This is a genomic window from Sulfolobales archaeon, assembly GCA_038897115.1.
Taxonomy (GTDB): Archaea; Thermoproteota; Thermoprotei_A; order Sulfolobales; family AG1; genus AG1.
In genome coordinates, this window is the sequence record JAWAXC010000133.1 from 1 (window position 1) to 4,949 (window position 4,949).

General features: G+C 41.4%; 7 protein-coding genes. 3 read left to right on the forward strand and 4 right to left on the reverse strand.

Annotated elements, in window-relative coordinates:
• Positions 1–135 precede the first annotated feature (135 nt).
• Positions 136–963, forward strand: a complete 828-nt coding sequence (locus tag QXE01_11490) for an ABC transporter substrate-binding protein (protein ID MEM4971859.1) — start codon at positions 136–138, stop codon at positions 961–963.
• Between the two features lie 144 nt (positions 964–1,107).
• Here QXE01_11490 and QXE01_11495 read toward each other — a convergent pair whose 3' ends face one another.
• Genes QXE01_11495 through QXE01_11505 form a run of 3 tightly spaced genes read right to left on the reverse strand, consistent with a single transcriptional unit; the run spans position 1,108 to position 2,909 of the window.
• Positions 1,108–2,406 (reverse strand): glycosyltransferase family 39 protein, encoded by a 1,299-nt coding sequence (locus QXE01_11495; GenBank protein ID MEM4971860.1) that lies wholly within the window; start codon positions 2,404–2,406, stop codon positions 1,108–1,110.
• Between the two features lie 59 nt (positions 2,407–2,465).
• Positions 2,466–2,660 carry a 50S ribosomal protein L37e gene (locus QXE01_11500; GenBank protein ID MEM4971861.1) on the reverse strand — a complete coding sequence of 65 codons (195 nt, stop codon included), beginning with the start codon at positions 2,658–2,660 and terminating at the stop codon, positions 2,466–2,468.
• Between the two features lie 18 nt (positions 2,661–2,678).
• The gene (locus tag QXE01_11505; protein MEM4971862.1) at positions 2,679–2,909 is read right to left on the reverse strand and encodes an LSm family protein; all 231 of its coding nucleotides are present in this window, start codon (positions 2,907–2,909) and stop codon (positions 2,679–2,681) included.
• Between the two features lie 172 nt (positions 2,910–3,081).
• On the opposite strand from QXE01_11505, the gene QXE01_11510 reads away from it, so the two are divergent.
• Positions 3,082–3,492: a hypothetical protein gene (locus tag QXE01_11510; protein ID MEM4971863.1), complete on the forward strand. Its 411-nt coding sequence runs from the start codon at positions 3,082–3,084 to the stop codon at positions 3,490–3,492.
• A gap of 189 nt (positions 3,493–3,681) precedes the next feature.
• On the opposite strand, the gene QXE01_11515 is transcribed toward QXE01_11510, so the two are convergent.
• Complete coding sequence (locus QXE01_11515) at positions 3,682–3,978, reverse strand: hypothetical protein (GenBank protein MEM4971864.1); 297 nt, start codon at positions 3,976–3,978, stop codon at positions 3,682–3,684.
• A gap of 731 nt (positions 3,979–4,709) precedes the next feature.
• On the opposite strand from QXE01_11515, the gene QXE01_11520 reads away from it, so the two are divergent.
• Positions 4,710–4,949: DNA repair and recombination protein RadA (locus QXE01_11520; protein MEM4971865.1), on the forward strand; the 240-nt coding region annotated here is incomplete at its 3' end.

The window sequence follows — 4,949 nt, forward strand, 5'->3', positions numbered from 1 at the left end:
ACATATAATAGAAAGCAGGGTTGAGGAGATCTTTAATAGCGCTGATAAGCATATAATAGAGATGTTGTCGAGAGGAGATATAGATCCCTATACAGCTTCTCTACAGATACTGAGCAAGGTTTTCGGTGAGAGAAGGTGAGGATCTATAATGAGATCTTAGGGGAATATGTTGAGATCGTGAGATGGCCTGTTGAGAGAATAGTATCTATGAGCTCTGGCCTTACAGAGACGCTATATATGATGGGGCTAGGAGATCTTGTAGTTGGAACAGATGCTTTCTCAAATAAACCTCCAGAGGCTAGGAAAAAGCCTAAGGTAGGGAGCTATACACATGTTAATATAGATATGATAAGAGAGCTGAGACCCGATATAGTTGTTACAATAACAGGTGTTCAAAGAGGTATAATCGAGACGTTGAGGAAGGAGAGGATCGCTGTATACCCCTTATCAATGCCAACAGATGTGGCTGGAATTATATCAAATACATCTATCCTAGGCTATATAACCGGCTACATAGAAAACGCTAGAGAGCTATCTGCAAAGCTCATAGGAAAACTTGGGGAGCTGGTCCCTAGAGATCGAGGTAGGGCTAAGAATATACTAGCTGTCCTCGACTTCGGCCCTAGAGGAGGCCTATGGTCCCCTGGCGGTGCTAGCCATATAAGCGATGCTATCTACCTAGTAGGGGGTATATGTGCTACCGAGAAAGAACCCGTATCCTATGTTGAGACAAAAACGATCCTTGAGAAATTAAACAGTGTAGATCTTGTTATCTACGAGAATGCTAGCTATATAACATCGGAGCATCCCATAGGATATAGATCACTTGTGGAAATGCTAGAAAAGAGAGGGGTTAGATATAGTAAGTTAGAGGTATTTCACGAGGAAACCCTAGCACATACAGGCCCATCATTTATACTAGATTCTATGGCCAAGCTCAAAAGTATAATAGAAGGTTTGTGAACCAGCTCAACCAGAATCTCCTTGATTGAAATTATTATAAGCCTGTATTCTTTCAATTTAAAAGAAGATCTTCAACCTAGATCTTCAATGATCAAAAATGTCTTATAATTGTTGCAAAGAAGAATACATAGCGGTTATACCTAATCAGCCTTCTACCCTTTGTTTTCTGTAGAAGAAAGAGTAGGATCGAATAACTATATCTGTGTTCTCAAATATAGCCCATAGCTGGGTTATGAAGAGAGCTGAGAAGAGGGGTGATAGTTGTACCATGTAGAAGCTATATTGTGAGTGGTTACCAAGTATCCAGAGTATAACATATCCTAGCCACGTCATATATGTTGAAACTGTTAGCATAGACATGCATCGAAAGAGCCCTGCAGTTGGTAGTAGGGCAGCGGATAATGCTATAGAACCCAGATATACATATATATTCCCTCTCGCAACAGTATCGGGAGACACTGTTAGATAGAATGGGTTATCCCCATATAGCCACATCCAGGGGGCTGATATAGGTGGTCCTTCACCGGGAGCTGTTTTTGTCTTTAAATGCCAGCTTATAGCTCCAACTATGCTCTGGTCATACCATGTTTTTAGCCCGAAGAGCTGTATTATTGGTAGATTCAATGCTATGAAGATAGCTCCTGGTATCAGTATTAGATCCCTATAGATCTTCCCAATGCTTCGGCCATTAATTATAGAGATAATTAGTAGAGGTAGTGCTGTGAAAACCCCGCTCATCTTAGTGGAGATCGCTAGGCCTAAGAATATGCCGGAGAGTGTCCATGAATTTCTGATAGCAGCATATATAGAGAGGGCTGTGAAGAGGGATAGGTAGATGTCAAGCATGGCAACACCAGCCATATTTCTTATAAGGGGGTCTGATGCAGCAAGTATGGAGGCTAAAATAGCATATATATCCCTCTTAGTTGCTTCCCTCACCATTAACCCTACAGCTATGCATAGAATACCACCAGAGATCATTCCAGGTATTCTCCAGCCAACAGGGTTATCGCCTATAGAGGCCATGGAGAGGATGAGAATATATTTTCCAAGGGGTGGGTGCTCCATGTTGTAATAGTTATTGATGTTCTCGGCATCTCCGTATTCATATCCGGGCTTAACCTCTATAACGCCCTGGAGTTTCTCGATCTCTGAGAAGACGCTCCAGGAAGAGGCCCTCACATATATAGCCCATGCCTTCTCTATCCTCTTAACACTCTCAACACCCTTTATAGATAGGATCTGGTTTGCCATGATATTTAGATCATATTGCCTATCTATAAACACAGTGGCCATAGGCTCGGAGGTTCTGGGTTGAATGCCTAGCCTTAGCATGAGGTTTCGAGCCGAGTCTACATACCATATTTCATCCGAGATGTAGGAGTTATAATATGGTAGGGAGGTATAATATGTATCTACAGCTAGTATAAAGCCTATGAACACTATTATAAAAGCTATGGCCAGCCTAATGCCAGCCCTATCTAGTATGGCTGACCATACCCCTATTTATTTGGGAGCCTAACCCTATTTACCTTTCTAGAACTCCAACTATATCTCCTGATCCTCTTAGACCTTCCAAAGCCGCATGCTGCGCAGTACTTCTTAGAAACATTATATGCAACTCTACCACACCTTCTACACTTTATATGTGTAACACCCTTAGATCTTTTACCCATCGACGGTGTTCCTTTAACCATATCTGATCACCCTGCTCTCTATTTAACCTCGGCCGGCGAGATCAACACTACATTCTCTCCCCTTATAACTATTGTCCCTAGCTTTCTAGTAGTTCCATCGGATCTTATTTCCTCTGCATTATCGAGAACAATGTTTAAATATATATCAAAGCTTCTAAGCCTTCCCCTAACATCTCTATCCCCTCTTAACCTCACAAGAACAATCTGCCCTATTGCATCGCTGAGTATCTTATGGGCTGTCTCAGCCACAGTTTCACCACCGCTTCACATAGGATAATGAGACTGGGGATATATAAAGATATATGATATGCGGCCCACTAGATCACTAAGTTCTATAGCCACTAGACAAAAACTAATCTTATAAAAAATATTTTTAAAAGCTAAAAAACCATGTTATCTAATAATATATAAGGAAACATCTATGGGTGTTATGATAAGGGTAGTTGGAGGTGCACATAAGGTTCGCAAGATCCTTGAGGAATATGTTAAGAAGGTGAAGGAGTATAATAAGCAAATAAGACACACAGGGTTTTACCTAGAGCCAGTTAAAATGGTTCCAAGAAGAGATCCTTTCGGCGATGGAAGGCTCATAAAATATGATTATTACTACGGCAGATATTGGTATATATACATTAGTGGGAAGGAAAGGGGAAGATATCTCTATCTAGGCACAACAAAGCCCATTGAAACACTTCCAGACCCGCCTAAAAACCCCCTAGAAGGGGTTAAAATTATATATGACGAAGAAGATATATTAATACCTGAGGAGCAGTTTGAAAAAGTAAAGGATCTATTCAAAGGATATCCAAAGCTTAGAGAAACCTGGTGGTAATATAGAACACCCCGCCGCTCAGGGATATGGTTTGTAACCTCCATCTCTCATAGCTATTATCTAGGGTTTAGTTGCCGCATCCATCGATACTTCATCATCCAGCTATAGTACTGACACTAAGCTTATGAGCATTAGCCATCCCCGTCCTGAAGGGCGGGCTTTCAGTTGTAATTATTCGTCATCTATCGCCTAGATGATAGAAATCAGAGCAATTGTTAGAATTACGAGAAGTGTTATAGCAAGTGCCATGGTTATTATAATTGGTATTAATACAGATCTTGTGTTCTTCCCCCTACCTCTTAATATAATTGGTATAGGTCCTACTAGTATAAAGCCTATAGATTCTCCTAATATCTTCCTATCCTCCCTTCCTTCCTCACCTTTAATTGATCTATTATGAAACATTAGATAAAGGATACCCAGAGATATCAAGATAACGCCAACTATAAAGGCGATCATCGCTAGAAACACCTGTGAGAGAACCATATGCCCCCTACAGAGTAATAGCACATAGGCTATTATTTTATTACATCTGAAACCCTGCTCCTTCAAGGTGGGTATGATGAATAAGGTTTATAAGTATACATCTACAAAGGTAGATACATGTTAAAACCACACCTCCAAGATCTGTGATGTGAGAAGATAAAGAGTCTGAGACCGGGCATGGGACTAAACTAGGGGTCCTAGTTTCATTGGGCTTTAGATCCTCTGCCCCATTACCCCTTGTCTAGCCTTCCCACCCGCCTTCGAGAGCCAATCTCCCTCTGGCAAATGGGGGCTTCATATGAGCCCCTCCTCCCTCTCACAACTACTCATCAAGATCATAGTAGCACTCTCAACATCTATCTATAATAGATAAAGCTTTAAAGCCTCATCATATTCAAGGATGTTATTAACAAACATGAAAATAAAAACAGCAACCGTAGGCATAAGCCCAGGAGATGCCCCGAAACTCCTAGCTTTAAAGAGTTCTCACCCTCTAAGGCGGGGAGAAGGCCGGTTCTAAACCCTAAGAGATCTTAGCTATGTCACGAGGCTGGTAGATCCTCTGAGCCCCTATCTTAAAAATGAAGGTTTTTGGTTGTAAGAGGTCTAGTAGCTGTTGTATTAACCATAAGACCAGGTAATACCTGCTATAGAGTGGTCTGAGAGAATATCAAGCATGGATTGCGGCGGTAATATTTAGTGGAGCTTGGATATATATTTATGGGGAGCACATGGGTAGCGAGGCTAAGCCTGTTAAGAGGATTAGGAGTATTGATGAGCTGGATGTCTCGCCAAGTATAATAGCTAAGCTGAAGGACTCTGGCTACACTACACTAGAATCTCTTGTAACTGCTAGTGCCCAAGATCTTAGTGTAACGCTTGGAATACCTCTTCCAACAGCTATGAAGATTATAAACGCTGCACGGGAAGCCCTTGACATTAGGTTTAAGACTGCGAAGGAGGTTAAGATG

Excerpts from the sequence above, each read along its gene's own strand:
- QXE01_11500 (MEM4971861.1), bottom strand. The coding sequence starts at position 2,660 with ATGGTTAAAGGAACACCGTCGATGGGTAAAAGATCTAAGGGTGTTACA.
- QXE01_11510 (MEM4971863.1), top strand. The coding sequence starts at position 3,082 with ATGGGTGTTATGATAAGGGTAGTTGGAGGTGCACATAAGGTTCGCAAG.
- QXE01_11515 (MEM4971864.1), bottom strand. The coding sequence starts at position 3,978 with ATGGTTCTCTCACAGGTGTTTCTAGCGATGATCGCCTTTATAGTTGGC.